2 protein-coding genes are annotated in these 1,210 nt (G+C 75.1%); both read left to right on the top strand.

The window, feature by feature from the left end; genetic code table 11:
* A partial coding sequence (locus KS423_RS45760) for a DUF4232 domain-containing protein (protein ID WP_263455906.1) occupies positions 1 to 540 on the top strand: 540 nt, incomplete at its 5' end.
* Between the two features lie 106 nt (positions 541 to 646).
* The coding region (locus tag KS423_RS45755) for a helix-turn-helix transcriptional regulator (protein WP_224285552.1) at positions 647 to 1,210 on the top strand (564 nt) is incomplete at its 3' end.

Raw genomic sequence — 1,210 nt, 5'->3', positions numbered from 1 at the left:
CCCGCCGGCGGCAGCTCCGCCCGCCCCAAGAACCCCGTGGCCCCCGCCACGGGCGGCGCGGGCGCGGCCGGTGGCGATGAGGCCTACGCCTACACCCACCCCTGCAAGGCCGACAAGCTGACGGTCAAGGTGACCACCCGGGCCGAGGCTCCCAACCAGCGGGTGATCGAGGTGCACAACCAGGGCACCGCCTACTGCGGCCTGAGCTACTACCCGCTCATCAGCCTCGGCAGCTCGAAGGCCCCCAACCACGGCAACGACCTCACCCCGCTGGTTCCGGGCGGGCTGGGCGGCCCGCCCGCCCACGCACTGGCTCCCGGCAAGAGCACCTACGCGGTGGTCGACCTCAACCCCGGCAGCGGCGCCGTGGCCGACGTGGACGAGCTGAACGTCCTGCCCGACGACCAGATGCCCAACGCCGACACCCGCAACTTCCCGCTCGGCGCCGGCGCGAAGGTCGGCAAGCAGCCGAAGCTCGGCCTGTACCGGGAGAGCGTCGCCGACGCGGCCGCCTCCACGGAGACGGCCGGCCGCAGCTGACCTGCCGCCTCGCACGACTCCCCTGCTCAGAGCCCCGCCCGGGCCTGCCGGTACGGTGATCCGCACATCGCCGGCATCCCGGGCCGGGGTGGGAGAAGGGCAGCAGATGAGTGTGGAGACCGAGGAGTTCGCGGCGATGCTGCGCGAACTCAAGGAGCGTTCGGGCCGCAGCTACGGGGCCCTGTCCACTCGGCTGCACGTCAGCACCTCCACCCTGCACCGCTACTGCAACGGCGCCGCCGTACCGACCGAGTACGCGCCGGTGGAACGGCTGGCCCGGGTCTGCGGGGCCGGCGCCGAGGAACTGGTCGAACTGCACCGCCGCTGGATCCTGGCCGACGCGGCCCGCCGCCGGGAGACCTCCGCCGTCGGCACCCCGACCGCCACCCCAGCGGCGACCGCACCGCAGCCGCAACCGCAGCCGCAACCGGAGGCGGAACCGCAACCGGAGCCGGAGCCGCAGCACCGGCCGGCAGCCGCACCCGACCCGCGGTCCGCCGCCGCACCGGAGGAGGAACAGGAGGTGACGACCACCCACCTCGCGTCCCCGCCCGCCGGGCCGCGCCGCTTCGCCCGCACCCGGGTGCTGCTGAGCGCGACCGCCGTGGTCGCGCTGGCCGCCGTGGTCTCCGGCTTCCTCCTGCGCGACGCCGGCGGCACCGGCAGCACC

The organism is Streptomyces sp. LS1784, assembly GCF_020103755.1.
Lineage (GTDB): Bacteria > Actinomycetota > Actinomycetes > Streptomycetales > Streptomycetaceae > Kitasatospora.
Note: the sequence above shows the minus strand (reverse complement) of the source record. Positions and strands in the feature narration are given on the sequence as shown.